Genomic DNA, 19,642 nt, shown 5'->3' on the forward strand with positions numbered 1-19,642 from the left:
TTTACAAACCAATCTCTTTATCTAAATCATCTAAGTAATTTTTCATCACACGAATTCTATTTTGGCCTTCTATTCGGCCGGCAGAAGTTTGTAAACTTTCTGCTGTCTTAAACAACTTAGCAAAAAAGTGATCCACGGTGAAATAGCGATCATCCACGGGCCTGCTTTTGCAAAGAGGATCCTCTTCAGAATAAAAAGGTCTCTTTAAAAGCCCTGCCGTTGCAAAACAGCGGGCAATTCCTATGGCCCCAAGGCCGTCCAAACGATCGGCATCTTGAACGATCTCGGCCTCTAAAGTTCGCGGCGTAATATTCGCACTAAAACTATGGGCTTCGATCGCATGAGCGATGTCTTCAAAGTATTCAGAAGGATATTGAATCTCTTTTAAAAATGCGACGGCCGTTTCAGCCGACAAACGCGAAGCCTGACTCCGACGTGGATCATTTTTAGGAATAATCACCACGTCATGAAGCCACGCTGCTGGCAAGACAACTTCCAAACGTCCTTTTTCTTGGGCGCACAAGTTCCTCGCTGTTTTCACAACGCGCTTAAAGTGTAACAAATCATGAGCGGGATCCTCTGCAGTCGCAATCCCAGCAATCTTTTTCTCAAAGAGCGGCTCAAATTTTTCAAGCATGCAGCTATCTTAGCATTCCGCCTAAGTTAGCACAGACAAAACTTGAATCTCACGCGCTTTGCCATTCGGGAAAGGCCAGTGAATCTTCTGACCAACACGAAGGCCAATTAAAGCCGCTCCCATCGGCGCCAAGATCGAAATCTTATGCTCGGTCAAATTGGCCTCGTGCGGATACACCAAGGTTACTTCGGATTCCTTGTTCATGCCCAAATCCATGAAACGAACTCTGGAGTTCATTGACACATAGTCTGCGGGTGCTTGTTCGTCAGGCACGACGGCTGCTCGTCCCAGCTCTTCTTCCAATAGAATCGCCGTTGGGGATTCCAAGTCTTTGATTAATAAAGAAATTTTCTGAAAATCTGATTGTGTAATAATAAGGTTCTGCTCTGCCATAAAAATAGCTCCTATTCCCTCTTTCGTGAGGAAATTCAATTTTTTAGTTTTTAGATGGGGGCGCTAGAATGAGCGGCGGTTGGGGGAAAAGGAAAAGCCTCAACCGCCAACAGAAATAAATTTCAAACTCAGCTCATGCTTATGAGTCAGAGATGAGGAAAGTAAAATTAAAAAATGAAACACAGGTCCCATAAAGCATACTATAGCCTAAATTGTAGGATTGCGAAAGTCCTGACACGCGGAAGATTCCATGCTCTTTTTTGCCTCAAAACTGGACACGGCGTCGCGTTGGCTTGGGCTGTTAAAAAAAGAACGTGCGCGATAAAGCCGTTTTGCACTGATACCAGTGCCCGTCTGCTTTCTTCTGAAAGACTTTCAGGTAAAAATCACGATCAGTTCTTTGCTCGATAGGTACACTAAAATGAATGAGAGCTTCGTCCGCTATCAAATCGCATTTAGGGCGAAGTGAATAGGCGAATCCTCCAAGAAGAACCGCAAAAAGAATGGCAGAAAGCCAAAGAAGTTTCTTTTTCATGACTCGGAAACTGTACATGGCATTTTCTTATTTATGAAGCATTTTGAGTCTTAAAAAATCTGACCCTAGTTGGTGCTGAAAAACCTGGCACGAGGTGAAGAAAATTTCATTTTTCATCCACCTGTCTCCACGCTAGTGATGGATAATGAATTTTTCCATTTTGTATATTGCACTTATTTTTCTTAGCCCTGTTTCCCTTTATGCTGCAAAGGAGTCTTCTGTGATTACTGAGACCCACAACAACCAACTTATTAAAGCTGCACAAAATCGCGATCTTGCCAAAATCAAAGACCTGATTAAAACCAAAGCAAAGCTGAACATCCGTGATTCTAAAGGCCGCACAGCTCTTTTGATTGCAACGGAAAATGACGATGTCGAAATCGCGCGTGCTTTAGTCAAGGCGGGCGCGGATGTAAATCTTCAAGATGACAAATTAGATAGCCCTTTGCTGTATGCAGGTGCCGCTGGCCGGTTGGAAATTCTAAAATTGATCTTGGCCGATAAGCCTAACTTCAAAGTCTACAATCGTTATGGCGGTACGGCCCTTATCCCCGCATGTGAGCGTGGGCATGTCGATGTCGTGAAGGAACTTCTCAAAACAAAAATCGATATCAATCACGTCAATAAACTAGGATGGACGGGCCTTATGGAAGCCATTGTTCTAAGCGATGGCGGTCCTAAACACCAAGAAATCGTCCAGCTATTGGTGGATGCCGGTGCCGACCTCAACATTCCTGACCGAGACGGAGTGACTCCCCTGGAACACGCGAAACGCCGGGGCTACAAAGAAATCGTGAAAATTCTGGAAAAGGCCCACGCTAAGTAATCCTTCCGTAACAAAGGGTTGAAATTCCACAGGGAAACACGTAAAAATCGGGGTTCACAAGGACCCTCCCATATGATCAGTACAAGTAATGTTAGTTTACGTTTCGGTGGCAAAAAACTCTTTGAAGATGTGAATGTAAAATTCACCCCTGGAAACTGCTATGGGCTGATTGGCGCAAACGGCGCGGGCAAATCCACCTTTCTAAAAGTTCTTTCAAAAGAACTAGAACCAAACACGGGCGAAGTTCATATCGCATCGGATTTGCGCCTCTCCGTTTTAAAACAAGATCACTATGCTTATGATGAAATCCCAGTTTTAAAAACCGTCCTGATGGGAAATGAGCGTCTCTACAAGGTGATGGAAGCAAAAGACGCTATCTACGCCAAACCCGAGTTCAGTGAAGAAGACGGCGTACGTGCTTCTGAGCTTGAAACCGAGTTTGCAGAACTCAATGGCTGGGAAGCAGAATCCGAAGCCGCTGTGATGTTGGCAGGCCTTGCGATTCCTGAAGGACTCCACGGCAAATTGATGAAAGAGCTTAATGGCGGCGAAAAAGTGAAAGTACTTTTGGCTCAGGCTCTTTTTGGCAAACCAGACATCTTGCTTCTGGATGAGCCGACGAATCACTTGGATATTTATGCGATCCAATGGCTGGAAGAGTTTCTTTTAAACTTCGAAAACACCGTTATCGTGATTTCGCATGATCGTCATTTCTTGAATAAGGTTTGCACTCACATGGCCGATATCGATTTCGGCAAAGTGACTACTTACACTGGCAACTACGATTTTTGGAGACAAGCCAGCGAATTGAACCAACGCCTCTTATCGGATCAAAATAAAAAGAGCGCTGATAAAGCAGAAGAACTTAAAGCCTTCATCGCCCGTTTTAGCGCAAATGCTTCTAAATCTCGCCAGGCCTCTTCTCGTCAGAAACAATTAGAGAAACTTGAGTTCAATGACTTGCCGGCTTCGTCTCGTCGTCAACCTTTTATCGGTTTTGATATCACTCGCGATCTCGGCAACGATGTTGTGACAGTTGATAAGATCACAAAAACTTGGGAAGGCGAAACGCTTCTTAAGAACATTAATTTCACTCTTAGAAAGGGTGATAAAGTTGCACTGATTGGTCGCAATGATTTAGCGAAAACTTTGCTTTTAGAAATTCTTGCGGGTGAACTCCAAGCAGACTCTGGAACTTATCAGTGGGGTATCACAACCTCGATCAGCTATTTCCCGACCGACAACTCGAAATATTTTAAAGGCGGCGAAGAAACATTGGTAGACTGGCTTCGTCCGTTCTCAAAAGAAAAGGACGAAACTTTCCTACGTGGTTTCTTAGGAAAAATGCTCTTTAGCGGAACGGATGCTTTGAAAAAACCAAGTGTTCTTTCTGGGGGCGAAAAAGTTCGCTGCATGTTCTCTAAGATGATGCTCTCGGGTTCCAACATCTTGATTCTAGATGGTCCTACAAACCACTTGGATCTAGAAAGCATCACAGCCGTGAATGAGGGCCTGAGCCGTTTTAAAGGCACCGTGATCTTTACTTCTCATGACCACGAACTGATTCAAACTGTTGCGAATCGTATCATCGAGATCGATCAAGGCGTGGTTTATGACAATCACATCACCTACGACGAATACCTCAGCGCTAAGCAGAAAGCTTAGGCGCTTTTACGTCGGCGATAGACAATAACACCATAGCCCAATAGCAACGGGATAAAGAATAAAACCGAAAGCATGGTCAGCAAGTTCAGGATTTGGTAAGCAGTATCTCTGGTTGTCGGAGCAATAGGCGCACCCATAAAATTAAATACTGCTTTTTCCAGATTCAATGCCGTTAAAAGAGTAATAATCAACGTTAGAGGCAAAAACCCTACAACGACTCTTTGCAAGACACCCAGCCCTGCAAACTTCTTAAGATAAGCGAGTAAGAGTGCGACTCTCCATGTGGCAACGATAGTCAGGAAGTAGGCGTTCAAGGATGCCGCTGTCGAAAACTCAGTCCATTTCTCGACTGGAATTGCATAAAGAAGCGCCGGAAATGAAGTCAAAGAAACATAAGTAAGAACATTCTTGTAAGAAAGTTTTTCGATTTTTAAAGGCCATAAAATAGCAAAAATAAATGCGGAAAAGACAAGCGCATATATAACTGAGCCAACTCCCAAGTACTGAAGAATTTCGGCTTTCGGATGATCCCAGTAACGTCCCATACCTACAAGCCAGGTAAAGAACAATCCTACGTATAAGTCCATCTGGGTAAATCCAAGAATGTCTTCGCGATGCAGGCGAAAACTTAAAAGAGCCATCATCTTTTTCATCGAATTTTTCATAGGTACAGGCTTATCTATTTGCTGTTACGAGTCCAGATAAATGCAAGCATCGCGATTACAAAGACACCGAAAGAGGCTTTGCCTGCCATTGGAATAGTATCTTTCATAGAAATGGCATAGCCAGAGGCCAGCATCATGACGGTTGCAAGAATCTTGTACTGAACACGAATAGCTTTGCGCTTTTGCCAATCTATGATTGGCGGACTTAAAACCGGATGATTCATAAGCCATGAATGAAACTTTTCGGAACCCTTACTAAAACAGATAGCAGTCAGAAGCAAAAAAGGTGTGGTTGGTAGTAGCGGCAGAAAAATGCCTATAATCCCCAATACCAAAAAGAGAAACCCACTCACGACAAAAAAAGAACGCTTTATCTGCAAGTTCATTGCCCGAAGCTATTCTAATTTCACGCCAGTGTCATTGAGTTCGTCTTTGATTCCCCACATCTTCTTTAAAAGGCGCGGAGCATGAGAGGCAATATAGGCCATGATCAAAAATTTGATCAGTCGCCCAATAAAGATCACCACAGCAAGCTCAAAAAGCGGCGTCTTCGCCAAGCTTGCCAAGATGACAGCCGGTTGCTGCACAAATGGAGTCACGGCGACTACGAAAACCAATAAAAGGCCGTACTTTTCAAAAAACTCTAAAGTGAGATTCCAAGAACTTGTGTCAGCAATTCCAGGGTAAATTTTAAGAATCAGTGGCAACCCTTGATGTTCAACGATCAATGATAAGGCGATAGCTCCAAATGTCGATCCTACAGCAACACTCAGAGCCAAAATAAGCCAACGCTTGGGAATAAGCATCGTGCTTGAAATAAGAATTCCATCGTTCGGAATCACAACAATCAGGTTATCAAGAGCCGCGAGAAAGCCGATGAAGGGAGGATACCAATAACGATCCACAAACCCTTGCAATGTTTTAACATGAGCACGCGTCTTTTCATGAAACCTTTGAGCAATCGTCATCTATCACCGCTGCAGTTTTTTGATATTTTCCATCCGTGCAACATACCAAGAACTTAATCCTGCTGTTGCCAAGATTGAGAATATCACAAGCAACGAAACCCAACTCGGTATTTTGTAAAAATCTATCAAAAGCATCTTAACGCCAATAAAACCAAGAACCGCAGCTAGACCTGGCTTCAAGTAGCGTAACTTACCCAGTAAATCCGCAAGCACAAAGTACAGAGCCCTTAGTCCAAGAATCGCTAGAATGTTTGAGGCAAACGCCACAAATGTATCCTGAGTCACAGCAAAAACTGCCGGAATCGAATCCACAGCAAAAACAAGATCTGTCACCTCTATCACCACCAAGGCTAAGAACAAAGGTGTTGCTACACGGAGACCGTTTTCTTTTACAAAGAAATCATGATTCGTAATTTTATTTGTCGTGGGAACTATCTTCTTAATAAGACGGATGGACCAATTCTCAGTCGCATTGACCTGTTCATCCGTATCGCGCAGCAATTTAATACCTGTCACGATCAACACGCCACCAAACACATAAAGAATCCAGTGGAAGGCATAAAGAAGCTGAGCACCGACAATAATAAATAATGCACGAAGAACAATCGCCCCTAAAACGCCATAGAACAGAACACGATGTTGATAAATATCTGGAATTTTAAACGAAGCAAAAATCAGAACGATAACGAACAGGTTATCTACACTCAGACTCTTTTCTACCAGGTAGCCAGTTAAAAACTCTAACCCCAGTTCTGCGCCATAGGTGTAAGCAAACCAAGCATTGAATAGCAACGCGACACTGACCCAAATGCCGCTTTCAAGCAGAGCTTTTTTGGTAGAAATCTTATGATCTCCGCGGCCAAAAAGACTTAAGTCAATCGCCAGAAGGATTAAAATACCGATGGAAAAACTAACCCATAACCACGTGGGTGCTACTGAAATCTCAGAAAGAGTCTTCATTCTATGCTCCTAAATTTCATCCATCTTAAACGGAAGGCCTTTGTTTAAGAAAATAGATATTCAGGATTGAATGCTTCGCTTTAAACGATGTTTATCGCAAAGAGAATACCTTCATCAGCTTCGCAGCGATTGGATTTTCTAGCTTTCTTTGGGCTGACATTAACCATACTTCTTCATGAACGCCGCTTAGACGACCAATGCGCTTTAGATCTTTGTCTCTGACATCTTCAATGGCCACTTCTGACAAGGCCGTAAGCCCAATACCATTGGCCGCTAACAATCTTTGCAGACTTGTATCTTGAGTCTCGGCTGCGGGCAGCACCTGAATATTCTGAAGTTTGAAGTAGTGTTCTAAGTCATGGCGAAGTCGGCTATGCATAGTTGGCAGAACAAAGGCTTTACCATCGAGTGATTTTGGAAAGGACTTTTCCAAAGACTGAAACTGCTTGGACCCGTAAACAGCAACAGGTAGCTTTGCGACTGATTTTGCGAACATTTGTTTCTGCTCAGCCGGAGGAGGGTAGTTCGAAAGAACCAAATCAATACGATGAGCCGCAAGCTCACGGAAAAGCTCGTCCCCTTTGCCCTCAAGAATGGATACTGTACAAGGGCCAACTTTATAAGCTTCAAGAACCAATGACAGAATCACACTTTTGGGTACACCATCTAAGGCTCCAACTTGTAAGTGAGTTTGATTCTGGGATGTTCTATCTTGCAGAACCTCAATCATTTCATCGCCTAGACGGAAAATCTCATTGGCATAGTCCAATGCGGCCCTGCCCGCTTCAGTTAAAACCATTTTGCGGTTTCTTCGTTCAAAGAGTGGTTTGCCAATCATGTCTTCCAATTGTTTTAACTGGCTGCTGAGCGTAGGTTGTCCAAGTCGCAGTTTTTCGGCCGCTCGTGCGATTCCGCCCTCATTGGCGATTACGCGAAAGTAGAGCAAATGATGGTAATTGAGCCACTGCATAGAGACCTCCTGCGCCATACTTCGATTAAACCAAAGTATTTGATACAACTTATCGTCTTTTCAGATGTGTCCGTCAAGGCTATACTGGTAGCTATGTTGGAGGTCCTTTTATGGCTTTAGCTAAACGTGTATTTTTGTTTCTAGCACTTAATGTGTTGATTATGGTTACCATCTCAACGCTTTTAAATGTGTTGGGTGTTAAACCTTATCTCACCGCTCAAGGTATTAACTATGCATCCTTGATCGCATTCTGTTTGGTTTGGGGTATGGGTGGTGCCTTTATCTCTTTAGGTCTTTCGCGCATTATGGCGAAGTGGATGATGGGTGTAAAAGTCATCCCTGCCGATACTCGCGATCCTGAACTCCGTGAACTTGTGCAAACAGTGCACGAACTTTCAAGAGCCGCAAAACTTCCGGTAATGCCTGAAGTCGGTATCTATGACTCGCCAGAGATCAACGCCTTTGCGACGGGCCCTACGAAGTCCCGCTCTCTGGTCGCGGTCTCAAGTGGTCTTTTGCAACGTATGAATACCAACGAAGTTCGTGGCGTCCTAGGACACGAAGTGGCCCATATTGCTAATGGTGATATGGTGACCATGACGTTGCTTCAAGGTGTTGTGAATGCCTTTGTCATGTTTTTGGCAAGAGTGATTGCCTTTGCGCTCACTACGGCGCGCCAAGATAATGAAGAAGAATCTTCAGCAGGCCCCTCCCTTGCGTACTACGCTGTCCAGTTCGTGCTGGAGATCTTCTTCATGATTCTTGGTTCTATAGTTGTGGCTTGGTTCTCTCGCTATCGTGAATACCGTGCGGATTTGGGCGGCGCGAAACTTGCGGGGACTCAAAATATGATTCAAGCACTGCAAGGTTTGCAACGGACACTTGACCTTGTTGATCCACAAGCGCAACCTGCAGTTCAATCGATGAAAATCTCAAGTCGCGGCGGTCGATTCATGAAACTCTTCTCGACTCACCCCCCTCTTGAAGATCGCATTCAGCGTCTGAAAGGAAGAACTCTATGATTTCTTATTCCGTCTACAAGGTCATGCACTTAACAGGTGTCTTAATGGTGTTTCTGTCTTTGGGTGGTGTAGCTATGAATGCTATTAACACTGCTGGTGCAAGCATCGCTTGGAAGAAACCGGCAGCCATCACTCACGGGATTGGTCTTTTGTTGTCTCTTGTCGGCGGATTTGGCTTATTAGCTCGCCTTGGAATTGTTCACGGTGGACTTCCCGGATGGGCTATTGCAAAACTCGGCATTTGGGTTTTGTTTGCAGCCATGATTGGCGTGCTTCTTAGAAAACCAAATATGGCGAAACCACTTTGGGCAACAATGATTGTCTTTGGTGCTTGTGCCGCATACTTGGCTGGTTACAAACCTTTCTAAACAACAGTGGTCTTAGTAGCCTAAGTTTCGGAAAAATTATGACGGTCGCAACAAGGCCGTCATGATTCAAAGTCATGATAAGTCTTCTTTTTAGGAGGCTTATTATGAAACTAGCTTGGTTACCCGTCTTTGTGCTTTCAGTATTGGCTGGAGTTGGCCTGCAACAAGTGTATGCAGAAAAAAATCCGACTCTGCCTCCCCCTTACGAAACGCCTTCCAAAGAAAATCCCTCAACCGTCATTGGCTGGCCTGCAGGAAAAACTCCTATAGCTCCAGCGGGGTTTAATGTCTCTGTATTTGCGGAACTCGATACTCCGAGACTTCTCTATGTTTTACCTTCCGGCGACGTTCTAGTTTCACAAGCCAAAAAGAGGCCGGATGACCAGGGACAAGACTCTCCAAACCAAATTACTTTTTTTAAAATGAACGGTTCCGAACTTGTCAGTCAAAAGGTTCTTATCAAAGATTTGAATTTGCCATTTGGAATGGCGGTTTGGAAAGATGAGCTTCTGATCGGAGAACCAGAACAGGTTCTCTCTTTTCCGTTTGATGGAAATGAAGTCAAAGGGGCCGGTCGCGTAATTGCGACTCTTCCATTTCCAGAGCCCAAACGACATTGGACAAGGCACCTTTTATTGTCTGAAGACGGCAGCAAACTTTATGTCTCTGTAGGCTCCGTTTCCAATGTCGGAGAAGCGCCAGATCCATTGAATCCAAAGACGGCCGCGATCCTACAAATGAACCGGGATGGTAGCAGCGAAAAGATTTATGCTGGAGGCCTTCGTAATGCTGTCTCCATGGCTTGGGAACCAACGACTGGCAAACTGTGGACCGTCGTGAATGAGCGGGATGAACTGGGCGATCTTGTGCCCCCCGACTATCTAACCCACGTAGAAGAAGATGGATTCTACGGCTGGCCTTATGCCTATTGGGGTAAAAACGAAGATCCTCGCCGTAAAGGAGAACGACCTGACCTTGTTGAAAAATCAATCACTCCTGATTTCTCTGTAGGTGCTCATACTGCCTCACTAGGTCTGACCTTTACAACGGGAACTAAAGTTTCTGCGCCCTTTGATCAAGGGGCTCTGATTTCTCAACATGGTTCTTGGAATAGTTCGACTCTTGTTGGTTACAAGATCATTTATGTTCCCTTCGTCAACGGCGCCGCCGTCGATGGAGAGAAAGATTTCTTAACTGGATTTATTGCGGATTTAGCAACTAGCACAGTCTACGGTCGACCCGTCAGTACCGTTGTCCTTGCGGATGGAACTATCTTAGTCGCCGATGATGGTGGTGGAAAAATTTGGAAAGTAAGTCCCGTAAAATAAATCGCAGGACTTATCTAAACCGACGCTTTGTATACTTCGCATTCCACAGATGAGATTTCGGCAAAGCAAAGAAAAGAAGTGGCAACAAAAGCCTGCGCGGAACAAGTCTGCGTAGGTAATAAAACACAGCCGCATCAATCGTTGCTGGAATCCACAAAGGCGGGTTCTCTGTTTGAATCACCTTAAGGACTAAATCCGACATGGCCTTCGGGTTGGTCAAACTCATACTCATGAGCTTCTCTACAAATGGCGCCATATTTTTATAGTAGTCACTATAAAGACCAGTGAATTCACCCTTCTCATCCGGCTTAGACTTTTGCGTGTAGTAAACATTTTTAAAAGAGTTTGAACGAATAAATCCTGGCTGAATCAAACTGACGTTGATACCCAAAGGACGGGCCTCATACCACAATGCCTCGCTCATTCCTTCGAGCGCATATTTCGAAGCACTATAAGAAGACATCGTTGGCATCGCTAACATTCCGCTGACGGAAGAGACATTGATGATCTTGCCACGACCTGCTTCGCGCATTTTAGGCATTACTAAGCGAATAAGAGCCACAGGTCCCAAATAGTTCGTCGACATTTGATGAAACTCATCAGACTCAGTCATGTGCTCAAGTACAGCACGATAACTGATCCCCGCATTGTTTACCAAAATGTTGATACAGCCCCAGCGCGCTTCGATTTCTTTGACTAGAATTTCTCTTTCAACATTGGAAGTGACATCCAGTGGACGAATAAGGAAACGATCACTCTCTTTGAATTTTTCTCTCAAGATGTGCAACGACCCTTGTCGAGCGGTGACAATGACACGATATTGAAACTGCGTATACAGAACATCGGCAATAGCTAACCCGACACCAGAGCTACATCCTGTGACAAGAATCACAGGCTGAAAATGTTGGGGAGTTCTGCGTTTAAACCAATACCATAATTGTATCAAAGCGACCTCTTCAAATAGCTAACAATTCCTCGAGAACATTCTAACAACGAAAAATTAGTTTTGCGAAGGCCTGGTTTCTATCTCACGCTGATCGAGGACCCCTACGACGATATCTGAGAGCATTCGGTTTCGACTCTGAAATCCGAATGAACTCCAACTGCAACTCCACCATTTTGTCGAATACGTGGAGAAGCTTATCATGACCACGCGACGAAACGTTAAAACCCTGGCTCGTACCGATTAATTCAATACTTTGGTGAATGGCTTCAATCGTCGAGTAGCATGCGGCATTTGGCTGTTTACGCACGCGAAAACTAGACGGCCTCTCTGGAGAAAAACAAATACGTGGAAGCTTATTTAAGTTTTGGCTCTGGCGAATTGTTCTTCGTGCTGTCGCCCAAGTCCCATCAATCACAAATACAGTAAGCTTCTTATTTTGCGGAAAAAGACTCGAACGCTCAGCCTCACTCATCGGAGACAAGTTCTTCGATTGTTTTCCCGGATACAAAATCACACAGTGATTATCAGGATCTTGCAAGAGCCGGTTCACAGTAACTTCGCGCGAATAGTCTTGCCCCATAATGAGGTGTGAATTCTCCAAGCAGAGATGAGCCATACGGCCCGTAGCAATACGTCGGCGAACTTCAATCGGATGAATAAGAACAACGAACTGAATATTAGAATCAAATTTTTGGATGTGTTTACAGTAACAACTAAAAACTGGCTGAATACATTGAGTGCAAAGCTCTCGGTACTTAGGAGCTTTTTCGGCTTGTTCTTGGCGCTGCTGGTAGTAACGTTGAATATCCATCTCAATCCTCGGCTGATTCTATTTTACCGGGGATCAAACAAGGCCTGAAAGAAGTGTGGTCCGAAAGGGCGAGAACTAGACCTTCAACGAGGCCATTTGTCGCGATTTATGGAAATAAAAAAGCCACCCAGTAAGGTGGCTTTCTATTTTTCGATTTAGCTAAAAAACTAAGTCGTAGTTTTTGGCTTATTTTTCATTGCTTGTTCTTCAGGAGACAAACCCCATGGAGAACCTTTAGGACCGCCGCCGCCTTTACCACCACGGCCGCCACCGCGTCCACCTTTAGCGTCTTTTGCAGGAGCTACAGGCTTCGCTGTGATGAACATTTCAGGAAGGTAGTACATCTCTTCTACTTTTGTAGCTTGAGCTGGTACAGTCTCACCGTCGTTGTAGCTGACTACCAAAACGCGTTTCAAACCTTGAGCGTTTTTGTCAGCGATCTCAAGAGCATTTACAAAATAAGTCAGCTTGTCGCCTTCCAACTTATAAGTAGTGCCAAGACTTGCTTGAATTTCTTCTGCAGATTTTCCTTCAGCAGCCAATGCAGCTTTTGTCTTAAGGGCTTGTGCGAGTGTGAAGCTTGCGAATTCTGTAACGGCTTTCATGGTTTATCCTCTCGAAAGTGTTTGAAGACCCATCTTGTAGAATAAATCTCTGAGGGTCAATATTTGACAAATTTTTAACGGCTTGGACTCTTTAGATTCGATTTACGATTGAGTCTGGCTTCTGCCACGTTGGTAGGAACGCCGCTTCCCTTCCATTTATGCGTTTTATAAGTGCCGCTCACAACCTTTTCGTAGGTTACAGCGACATCAATCAAAGTGTTAAAACCCGCTTTAGCCGCCAAGAAGCCCAATCTTAAAAAGACGTCTTCACGGTCCGCGCAATTTTCTACTTTCAGTGGTTTTTCTTTACGATTGAAAAAGCGTGTTTCTTTCCCTTGGTCGTTCTCAAAAATATGGATGTCTTTTGCAAGCTCTAGGGTGTGAGTATAATCTGCAAGCTCCGCACTGACATGGGTATCAAAACAATTGCTGCAGTAGGTCCCATGAGACAATTGTTCAGGAACTTTCGCCAAGAAAGAAAAGCTTCCTTCTTCCAAGAACTGCGCACAGTTTTTACAAACAGATTCTTTGCAGGCCCCACATTCCAGGGTAGCTTTTGGCTTTAAGCAGGTACAACAAACAGACTTTTCCATGGCGGAAGTGATAACACAGCTTGCCTCAATATACGATGACAAAACACTAAATCAGAGGGGATGGAGATTTTTTCAGGCACCCCATTTCCTATGATTTCGCCCTGCCAAACTACAGGTCTTAACCCCTTAAAACTTGATAAAATGCCTCTGAGCCCAAGGAGGACTTTATGGCACAAAAAAATATGGATCGTGACATGAAAAAACCTACCAGCGAACAACAAGTTCGAGGCTCTGACCTGAGGGAAAAAATGGGTGAATCCCTTGAAAAAGGTGAAGAATTCCGACGTGAACATCAAGGTGCCGATCAAATGAAAACAGAGGTAAATAGATCCTCTGCTGATACCCGTAAAGACACCGAAACTAAAAGAAAAGCACCCTAATCCCCAGATCTAAACCCCGAGGTTTTAGCTAGTGAAAAGCCCCTTTCGTGGGGCTTTTTTTATGGCTGGTTTTCTCCGCACTTACCGCTTCTTCAGCGACGGCGAGATTGTTTTTTAAAGCAGCATTTTCAGGATGATACTGGCTGGCCTGCTTAAGAATACGCACAGCTGCCGAATAGTCCTTTTTAGTGTACGCAATATTACCCATTCCAATAGCGGCCGTGAGGCTCTTTGGCCATCTGGTCAGAATGGCTTGATAAGCTTGATGGGCGTCTTCTATTTTACCAATTTGCTCTAAAGCGGAAGCGGCTTTCATGTGGCTGAGTTCATCTGCAGTAGCAGATAATTTTCCGGGTGGTAATACTACTAGTCCCCAGTAATCCCCGAGCTTCCAAGATCTTTCAAAGCGGCGCAAATCCCATCGTTTGTTTGCTTCAAGCCCCGAGTGCATCAATACATACTGATGTTGAAGATCGTAGCCAAAAACAACCGCGTAATGCCATTGCGGATACCAAGTCAGACCCAAATTTTCAAAAACGACCACCGGGTTTCCGGCTGAGACTTCTTTGAGAAGGTCATTCATACCTTCAAGGGGAATTGCCACAAGGCCTTGACGGCGACTGGCGCTAATCATGTCAGACTGAAAAGTGCCTTTTGCTCCCGGAGTAAAAACCATGGGAGTGACCTCTTCAACGGTCACATTTTTTCCAGCCCAATTCATTGCCATCGTTAAAGTCGCAGGGCCGCAATGATTTGCAGCCTGCTCTACAAAGGGAACTCCCTCAATCGCTGTTGCTTTTGGCAAGTCACGTGCATTCACCAGCAAACTCTCTGTTTGCGGAGTGGCGCTCGCACAGCCCACCAAAATCAGTACCAACGAGATTAAAGTTTTCCCAGCGTTCATACGCTTCCTACTACATACGTTTGATCAAGAAAATGATCAAAACGATGATCAAAATCTCCATCAGAATACCGCCCGCACGCGCTTGCTCAACTTGGCCAGACAACATACGAAGTTCAGTTTCTGATAAGCTTGCCAACCGAGAAGATACTTCATCAGGGGCAACACCGCGATCAATCAAAGTTTGTCTGACTTTATCAGTATTCAAAAATTCTTGGATCTTTTGTTCTGTTTGTGCACGGTCCAAGTCTGCTACAACACTACTTGTAGAAATCATTGTCTGACTAGCAACGGCCACTCCCGGTGCATTGGAAATCATCAAGCACATAAAGATTGAAACCGCAGTCATAAAACCTTTTGAAAATCTCATAAATCGAATCCTTTCGTTCTTCGAGAATCTATTTTAAGGCTAGGTGCGTACGTGTCTAAACGCAATTAGAAATTAAGATTTATATTGAACGTGATACCTGCAACGCCTTTGTATTGAACATGCGTCTGAAAGTCCAGGTTGGGTACGATAGAAAAGTCTAGAATCCTTTTATAGAGAACTTGGCTATAAGCCACAGACAAGTTGTATGCGATCAAACGATAACTAGGTTGATTGTTAGAGGTAAAAATAACGTTATAAGAAAGTGCCCGCTTAGAGTCTAGAATGTGCCCAATCGAGACCCCATTGTTTACTGTATAAAGGTGGGTCTTCTCGAGATAATCGCCTTGATTGAGCAATGTCAGTGAATAGATTTTTGTAAGCCCAAAGTGAAAGTTCAAAGCTTGAAAAGATCCGACCCCTTTCTCGGGATCGGCATACAATTCTAGCTTTGGATTGATCTCGTATCCTTTTTGTCTGGCGATACTTTCAAAGTTCAAAGAGTGAGAAACCTTTAAAGGATCTTGAAGGTCAATACGAGGCTCGAATGAAGTTCTGACATCTCCAAGTTTTCTAAAAACCCCGACAGTCGCACCGGGATTTCTTTGTCGCGGTGTTTGTCTTAAATAAGCATTTTTCGCGTTACGTTTGTCTTCGCGCTCATCGTAAGTCGCAAATTTCAAATGCCAATATTCTTCAAGATTCGGAAGTCGCGGCACAACAGTAATACCGAAGGTATTCACGACAGCCTTTCCTTCTGACGACGCGGCGGTGCTCTCTAAGCGGACAAAGGATTCATTCTTACGTGAAGTTACTCTTTTTCCTGCTAAGAATAAATCTAAGCCGTCAGCGACCCCATCAAACCATTCGGAAATGGCAATATTTCCCTCTATGAACTTCTTTTCCCAGTCAGAATCTTCTGTTTTTTCTTCCTGAGCAAAAGCAGATCCGCCACCTAACATGAACGCAAGGCATAGAAGCTTCAACAAAGTATTTTGGAAAAAGATTTTCATTGAGTTTTGCTCGCTACCAATCTTACTCTTCTTTCATGAGGAATATTATAAGGGCTCTTTTCATAATTTTGCTATTCAATACTGCCGAGAGCTTGGCGTATATTCCCGAAGAAGGTCAGGTAACTGCTACCTTAGGTCCCTATTGGAGCAAAACTAACTTCGAAAGTACAACGTCCCCAGAAGCCAACCCAAGTTTTATGACAGGATTGGGACTCGTTGCTCTAGGTGATATCAATAATTTTAGCAGTCTTGAGATCACTATGTTTTACACCCCTAAAGATTTTATTCGCCAACAAGGGGATGAGTTCATTGTCGAACGCAGCCAATTGCTCCACATCGGTATGGGATACCGCTATTGGATTAACCCCTATTTTTCGTCCTCGTTGGCGTTCTATTCCTCATACACCATGGGGGACCCTATGGTTGTCTATACTGACTTTCCCCCGGGACAAGACATCAATACTTCTGCTCGTGATACTACCGAGTATGGATTTGATTGGTCCATTCAGGGACAACTCTGGGGAAGCGACCAAGTCGCAGTTATTTTGGATACCCGATACTCGTTCAGTGTGACCCCTAAGCAAGGTGAACACGAAGATACTTATGGAGTTTTGCTAGGCCTTCGTTATCTGGTGCAAGAAGAGAAAAAAGTCGAAACACGTAAACCATAGATATTTCGCGATATTTTCACAAGATCTCCCGGAAATCCCCCTGCGCTAAAGAAAACATTTTCTTAAAATGTCCCCATGGACAAGAATCATCCAAAATCGATTTCCTTGACCTTGGCATTTTCTTTAACAGCTCTCATCTTCTATTTACCTGCCAATTTTTTTCCCTTTATGAGTATTGAACTATATGGCAACAGAAATACTTCAACTATTTGGGGTGGCATTGTCGTTTTGGTGGAGTCTGGCTCTTGGCCGATAGCACTCATTGTTTTTTTGGCAAGTATTGTCATTCCTTTTTTTAAACTCGCTATATTGTTTTATCTGGCACTGACTGCAACAAATGGAAAACACCTGCAGTTGAAACTGAAGCTGTACAACATCACTGAAGCCATTGGTCGCTGGTCCATGTTGGATATTTTTTTGCTAGCTGTCTTAGTGGCTATTCTTAAGTTGGGTCCGTGGACGACTGTGGAGCCTCAGATGGGGTCTTTGCTTTTTGCCCTCGTTGTTATCTTTACGATGGTTGCTTCCGCAAGTTTTGATCCTAACCTTTTAAAGGAAAATCCAAATGGCAAAGTTTCTTAAGTCAAATTGGTATGTCTGGCTTTTTCCTGTATTTGCAATTCTTATTTCAATCTGGCTATTCATGGGATATCTGGAACAACGGGGACCTGATATCACGATTCGCTTCGAAGACGCAGCAAGCTTACGAGCAGAAAAAACCCGTATTCGATATCGCGGTGTCGTCGTCGGAACTGTTCAAAAAATCACCATTTCCGAAGATCATAAAAATGTGATTGTACATGCAACCTTACAAAGAGATTCTGCGAATTTTGCCGTAGAAGGTTCGCGATTTTGGATAGTCACGCCAAAGATGGATATTCAAGGCGTTCGTGGACTTGAAACTCTTTTTGAAGGTCCCTATATCTCGGTGCTGCCAGGCACGTCGAAGGCAAAAACTAAAACCGCGTTCATCGGGCAAGCGACCCGTGGGACTGAAGATGATGCCTTCGAAAATACGACGCCTTACTATTTGGAGTCCCCCTATGTTGAATCCATAAGTGCTGGTGATCCAGTCACGTTTCGTGGCTTAACAGTAGGAACGGTCAGCCGAGTGACTCTTACCAAAACTTCGCAAATGGTGAGTATTCAAATCAATATTGAACATAAGTATACCAAACTCATACGTACCAATACCGTGTTTTGGCGTAAGATAGGAGTTCAGGCAAAGTTAGGACTTTTTAGTTCTGATGTCAAAATTGAGTCGCTTGAATCCCTCTTACGAGGAGGTATTGATCTCTTCACTCCCGAACCAGCGGGCCCTATGGCAAAGGCCCGCAGTCGGTTTGCATTAAGTGCCAGCCCCCCAAAGGGTTGGGAGACCTGGAACCCCGCTCTCGAATTCGAGAGCCGCATCAACTAACTTACATACCGGAAGCTTTTTTCTTAGCGTCCATTTCTTTGGTAGTACTCAAAATGGTCTTAGATAAAGTTTCGCTTGCCATCAGTACTTGCTGAGAAGCGAGTTCCAAAATTTGCTTTTGAAATTTCGAATTTGCAAACTTCGCCTGAGCCGCCATCGCAATACCTGTTTGCCACTCTGCGATCATTGGATCCCAAGGATGAGGACCACCATCGACCATAGTTCCTTTGTCGACCCAACGCCAAATTGCATATTGATCAGTAGGTTTACCAAGACTGATAGACTTAGGAGTTTCGTAAATTGCTAAATAGAACGCGGTCTGTCCATTCGCAATGCCTAGGTCCTCTTCTTGAACCGTTTCAGAATAACCATTTATAAGCTGCCACTTCACAAACTTACGGCCTTCGATATCAGGTACCGCCAGAACGTGTTCGTTATTCACATTGTCACTCACCACGATGCCATCTTTGTTCACAGAAGTTGTCAGTTGTGAGTTTAACGTTCCTCCTACCATTACTTTCACAAAGTCTTGGTCCATAAATTGACCTGTGGAAACATTGAAAGCGTCGACATACACTGCGTTTGGCCCGACACCAACACCGCCCGTAGGTAAATAAATCATCACAATATTGACATCAGTTTCACCAACAGTAGGCGGAGTTACAACTTTTCTTCGCGCTTGGTCGTCTGTTGTGTACAAAACGTTTCCGCTCGCAGCACCACTGACAGTCATGTAAGCAAAAGTGCCGGTACCTTTGGTCGTCCCAGTTGGCCATTCAATAGTTTTGCCAGGAACAGGAACAGCACAATGAGATCCAGGCGCCACATTTTCCAATGTAATCACTTCAAGCTCATTAGCCCCACCTGCTTGGTGACGTCGACGTCCCGCAGACCAAGAAAGCACGACAGTACGATAATAAACATTTGGCATAAATTCTCCTCTTTTTGAAAATCAGGATGGAAAGAAATCCATCTCCGCAAATCAGGTTTTGTGAGCGGCGAAGTAATGTCAAATGACCGATAAACAACAAGCCATTTGTAGTGCGTTCCCAAAAAGACAATGCGCAGAATAAGAACGCCGTTCTGAATTTTTACTAGAACTTTGCTCAAGAAAGTCTGGGATGAGATCTTCGATCAATAGACTGTCGAGGTTACCAAAACTCCTCGCCGCGGAAATATTTAGCCCTGTTTATCTATGTAATATTGCGGAATCCTCGAGAGGAAAGGAAGTTCTGTATGATCACAAGAACCGTCCAAAAAAGTGAGTGGAATAAATTCTTCAACCTTGTTTCAAAGTCGATTGAAGGTCAAGAGGTCGAGATCGAAGTTTCCGGTCTTGAAATTGGAGATCAGATTGAAGCCGATTGGGTTCCGTTTGACGGAATTTCGTATGATCCAAAGACAGACTACATTTTTGTGCATACGCCACTTTTGGATCACACGATCGTTCATCCTTCGACGGTGCTTGTAGCTGAAGAGGAGAATACTATTGTCGCCATCAATATAACGGACGATGAGACTATTCAAATTCTGCAGTTCCGCCCCTCTTTGGAAATTCCTCAAGAACGAAGAGCGGAACTGGAAAATCGCCCTTAAGA

At 44.1% G+C, this 19,642-nt stretch carries 26 protein-coding genes; 10 read left to right on the forward strand and 16 right to left on the reverse strand.

From position 1 onward, the window contains the following. Position 1: 1 nt before the first annotated feature. The 3 genes from ACLWBB_RS19150 to ACLWBB_RS19160 all read right to left on the reverse strand — a co-directional run bounded on the left by ACLWBB_RS19150 (position 2) and on the right by ACLWBB_RS19160 (position 1,565). Positions 2-601, reverse strand: a complete 600-nt coding sequence (locus ACLWBB_RS19150; RefSeq protein WP_413291627.1) for an HD domain-containing protein — start codon at positions 599-601, stop codon at positions 2-4. Between the two features lie 57 nt (positions 602-658). Continuing rightward, positions 659-1,030 carry a nucleoside diphosphate kinase regulator gene (gene rnk, locus ACLWBB_RS19155; RefSeq protein ID WP_413289175.1) on the reverse strand — a complete coding sequence of 124 codons (372 nt, stop codon included), beginning with the start codon at positions 1,028-1,030 and terminating at the stop codon, positions 659-661. A gap of 301 nt (positions 1,031-1,331) precedes the next feature. Next, complete coding sequence (locus ACLWBB_RS19160; protein WP_413289176.1) at positions 1,332-1,565, reverse strand: hypothetical protein; 234 nt, start codon at positions 1,563-1,565, stop codon at positions 1,332-1,334. Between the two features lie 145 nt (positions 1,566-1,710). On the opposite strand from ACLWBB_RS19160, the gene ACLWBB_RS19165 reads away from it, so the two are divergent. Beyond that, the gene (locus ACLWBB_RS19165) at positions 1,711-2,391 is read left to right on the forward strand and encodes an ankyrin repeat domain-containing protein (RefSeq protein WP_413289177.1); all 681 of its coding nucleotides are present in this window, start codon (positions 1,711-1,713) and stop codon (positions 2,389-2,391) included. 72 nt (positions 2,392-2,463) lie between these two features. Continuing rightward, on the forward strand, positions 2,464-4,056 hold the full coding sequence (locus tag ACLWBB_RS19170) for an ABC-F family ATP-binding cassette domain-containing protein (RefSeq protein ID WP_413289178.1): 1,593 nt from the start codon (positions 2,464-2,466) through the stop codon (positions 4,054-4,056). On the opposite strand, the gene ACLWBB_RS19175 is transcribed toward ACLWBB_RS19170, so the two are convergent. The 5 genes from ACLWBB_RS19175 to ACLWBB_RS19195 form a co-directional block, all read right to left on the reverse strand. Continuing rightward, positions 4,053-4,709, reverse strand: a complete 657-nt coding sequence (locus ACLWBB_RS19175) for a hypothetical protein (RefSeq protein ID WP_413289179.1) — start codon at positions 4,707-4,709, stop codon at positions 4,053-4,055. The genes ACLWBB_RS19170 and ACLWBB_RS19175 overlap by 4 nt on opposite strands. A 26-nt stretch (positions 4,710-4,735) precedes the next feature. Continuing rightward, positions 4,736-5,107: a YbaN family protein gene (locus ACLWBB_RS19180; RefSeq protein WP_413289180.1), complete on the reverse strand. Its 372-nt coding sequence runs from the start codon at positions 5,105-5,107 to the stop codon at positions 4,736-4,738. A 9-nt stretch (positions 5,108-5,116) separates the two neighbouring features. After that, on the reverse strand, positions 5,117-5,689 hold the full coding sequence (locus ACLWBB_RS19185; protein ID WP_413289181.1) for a YqaA family protein: 573 nt from the start codon (positions 5,687-5,689) through the stop codon (positions 5,117-5,119). Positions 5,690-5,692: 3 nt separating this feature from the next. Continuing rightward, positions 5,693-6,649 (reverse strand): TerC family protein, encoded by a 957-nt coding sequence (locus tag ACLWBB_RS19190; protein ID WP_413289182.1) that lies wholly within the window; start codon positions 6,647-6,649, stop codon positions 5,693-5,695. Between the two features lie 91 nt (positions 6,650-6,740). Then, complete coding sequence (locus tag ACLWBB_RS19195) at positions 6,741-7,619, reverse strand: LysR family transcriptional regulator (protein ID WP_413289183.1); 879 nt, start codon at positions 7,617-7,619, stop codon at positions 6,741-6,743. A gap of 110 nt (positions 7,620-7,729) precedes the next feature. On the opposite strand from ACLWBB_RS19195, the gene htpX reads away from it, so the two are divergent. The 3 genes from htpX (at position 7,730) to ACLWBB_RS19210 (ending at position 10,337) form a co-directional block, all read left to right on the forward strand. Beyond that, positions 7,730-8,641: a protease HtpX gene (gene htpX, locus ACLWBB_RS19200; protein WP_413289184.1), complete on the forward strand. Its 912-nt coding sequence runs from the start codon at positions 7,730-7,732 to the stop codon at positions 8,639-8,641. After that, complete coding sequence (locus ACLWBB_RS19205; protein WP_413289185.1) at positions 8,638-9,009, forward strand: hypothetical protein; 372 nt, start codon at positions 8,638-8,640, stop codon at positions 9,007-9,009. Before htpX ends, ACLWBB_RS19205 begins: the two co-directional genes overlap by 4 nt. 104 nt (positions 9,010-9,113) lie before the next feature. Continuing rightward, positions 9,114-10,337: a PQQ-dependent sugar dehydrogenase gene (locus tag ACLWBB_RS19210; protein WP_413289186.1), complete on the forward strand. Its 1,224-nt coding sequence runs from the start codon at positions 9,114-9,116 to the stop codon at positions 10,335-10,337. Between the two features lie 10 nt (positions 10,338-10,347). On the opposite strand, the gene ACLWBB_RS19215 is transcribed toward ACLWBB_RS19210, so the two are convergent. From ACLWBB_RS19215 to ACLWBB_RS19230, 4 genes are all read right to left on the reverse strand, one after another. Next, positions 10,348-11,283 carry an SDR family oxidoreductase gene (locus ACLWBB_RS19215; protein WP_413289187.1) on the reverse strand — a complete coding sequence of 312 codons (936 nt, stop codon included), beginning with the start codon at positions 11,281-11,283 and terminating at the stop codon, positions 10,348-10,350. A gap of 82 nt (positions 11,284-11,365) precedes the next feature. Further along, positions 11,366-12,094, reverse strand: a complete 729-nt coding sequence (locus ACLWBB_RS19220) for a tRNA-uridine aminocarboxypropyltransferase (RefSeq protein WP_413289188.1) — start codon at positions 12,092-12,094, stop codon at positions 11,366-11,368. A gap of 167 nt (positions 12,095-12,261) precedes the next feature. Continuing rightward, positions 12,262-12,699, reverse strand: coding sequence for a hypothetical protein (locus ACLWBB_RS19225; RefSeq protein WP_413289189.1), 438 nt, complete (start codon positions 12,697-12,699; stop codon positions 12,262-12,264). Positions 12,700-12,773: 74 nt separating this feature from the next. After that, a complete protein-coding gene (locus ACLWBB_RS19230) occupies positions 12,774-13,292 on the reverse strand; it encodes a hypothetical protein (RefSeq protein ID WP_413289190.1) in 519 nt (172 codons plus the stop codon). A 167-nt stretch (positions 13,293-13,459) separates the two neighbouring features. Here ACLWBB_RS19230 and ACLWBB_RS19235 point away from each other — a divergent pair, with 167 nt between their 5' ends. Then, positions 13,460-13,672: a hypothetical protein gene (locus tag ACLWBB_RS19235; protein WP_413289191.1), complete on the forward strand. Its 213-nt coding sequence runs from the start codon at positions 13,460-13,462 to the stop codon at positions 13,670-13,672. A gap of 28 nt (positions 13,673-13,700) precedes the next feature. Here ACLWBB_RS19235 and ACLWBB_RS19240 read toward each other — a convergent pair whose 3' ends face one another. The 3 genes from ACLWBB_RS19240 to ACLWBB_RS19250 form a co-directional block, all read right to left on the reverse strand. Continuing rightward, entirely contained in the window at positions 13,701-14,576 is an 876-nt protein-coding gene (locus ACLWBB_RS19240) for a PA2778 family cysteine peptidase (protein ID WP_413289192.1), read from the reverse strand. Positions 14,577-14,586: 10 nt separating this feature from the next. Next, positions 14,587-14,943, reverse strand: a complete 357-nt coding sequence (locus ACLWBB_RS19245; protein WP_413289193.1) for a PA2779 family protein — start codon at positions 14,941-14,943, stop codon at positions 14,587-14,589. Positions 14,944-15,008: 65 nt separating this feature from the next. After that, positions 15,009-15,953, reverse strand: a complete 945-nt coding sequence (locus ACLWBB_RS19250) for a hypothetical protein (protein ID WP_413289194.1) — start codon at positions 15,951-15,953, stop codon at positions 15,009-15,011. Positions 15,954-16,045: 92 nt separating this feature from the next. Here ACLWBB_RS19250 and ACLWBB_RS19255 point away from each other — a divergent pair, with 92 nt between their 5' ends. From ACLWBB_RS19255 to ACLWBB_RS19265, 3 genes are all read left to right on the forward strand, one after another. Further along, positions 16,046-16,624: a hypothetical protein gene (locus tag ACLWBB_RS19255; RefSeq protein WP_413289195.1), complete on the forward strand. Its 579-nt coding sequence runs from the start codon at positions 16,046-16,048 to the stop codon at positions 16,622-16,624. A 75-nt stretch (positions 16,625-16,699) separates the two neighbouring features. Continuing rightward, positions 16,700-17,206, forward strand: a complete 507-nt coding sequence (locus ACLWBB_RS19260; protein ID WP_413289196.1) for a paraquat-inducible protein A — start codon at positions 16,700-16,702, stop codon at positions 17,204-17,206. Further along, the gene (locus ACLWBB_RS19265) at positions 17,190-18,044 is read left to right on the forward strand and encodes an MlaD family protein (RefSeq protein ID WP_413289197.1); all 855 of its coding nucleotides are present in this window, start codon (positions 17,190-17,192) and stop codon (positions 18,042-18,044) included. The genes ACLWBB_RS19260 and ACLWBB_RS19265 overlap by 17 nt, the downstream gene beginning before the upstream one ends. A gap of 1 nt (position 18,045) precedes the next feature. Here the strand turns inward: ACLWBB_RS19265 and ACLWBB_RS19270 are convergent, their stop codons facing one another. After that, positions 18,046-18,975 (reverse strand): hypothetical protein, encoded by a 930-nt coding sequence (locus ACLWBB_RS19270; RefSeq protein WP_413289198.1) that lies wholly within the window; start codon positions 18,973-18,975, stop codon positions 18,046-18,048. A gap of 305 nt (positions 18,976-19,280) precedes the next feature. Between ACLWBB_RS19270 and ACLWBB_RS19275 the strand changes: the two genes are divergently transcribed. Then, a complete protein-coding gene (locus ACLWBB_RS19275) occupies positions 19,281-19,640 on the forward strand; it encodes a DUF5335 family protein (RefSeq protein ID WP_413289199.1) in 360 nt (119 codons plus the stop codon). Positions 19,641-19,642 lie beyond the last annotated feature (2 nt).

This window comes from Bdellovibrio sp. HCB337 (assembly GCF_047302465.1).
Classification (GTDB): Bacteria; Bdellovibrionota; Bdellovibrionia; order Bdellovibrionales; family Bdellovibrionaceae; genus JACMRP01.